The organism is Bacteroides sp. OF04-15BH (assembly GCF_003477995.1).
In the GTDB taxonomy this organism is placed as follows: domain Bacteria; phylum Bacteroidota; class Bacteroidia; order Bacteroidales; family Bacteroidaceae; genus Paraprevotella.
The window spans coordinates 1-520 of the sequence record NZ_QUEM01000120.1 but is presented as its reverse complement, the minus strand read 5'-3'; the positions used below and the strand labels follow the sequence as shown (position 1 = coordinate 520).

2 protein-coding genes are annotated in these 520 nt (G+C 51.3%); both read right to left on the bottom strand.

Features of this window, described 5'->3' with window-relative positions; translation table 11 throughout:
* Positions 1–281: dihydrofolate reductase family protein (locus tag DXA74_RS16180; RefSeq protein WP_370448523.1), on the bottom strand; the 281-nt coding region annotated here is incomplete at its 3' end.
* 45 nt (positions 282–326) lie between these two features.
* Positions 327–520: hypothetical protein (locus DXA74_RS16850; protein WP_233550602.1), on the bottom strand; the 194-nt coding region annotated here is incomplete at its 5' end.

The following is a 520-nucleotide window of genomic DNA, read 5'->3' as shown; positions in this document are numbered from 1 at the left end:
CTTTGCAGCGGTTCTTCGGTCAGGAACTCCACGCCGCAGTCCGGCGTCACGTTGGTGTCGTAGTGTGACACCACAAAAGACCGCTTGCTTTTGTGCGGCCACCCGCCCCAGTGTTCAAAGATGTAGTTGTAGGTGTTCGCCCCCATAAGCAGGCAGCTTGCGGCGGCGTGTTCCCTTGCCGCCAGTTCCTTGACATCACGGGGCATCCAGTCCAGTTCATAGTCCGGCGTGGCGGTATGCCCGTCCAGCGATACGGCGATGTGCGCTTTGATTTGTTCCATATTGTCAGGTATTAAAGTGATATAAATCCCTACTGTCTTTGCACGTTAGCCGCCACCTAAAAAGAAAGCGTGGCATGACGCTGTTTCAAAGTAGAGGTACTGGCATACCCAAAAGAGGAAACAGTGCAGCCACGCTATGACAAACGCATAGCATATCCTGCGCTGAATATCCCCTCTTTTTGAAAAGTGCCAGTTTTCTACTTTGGGACGTTCGGCGAACGTATATGTTATATATAAAG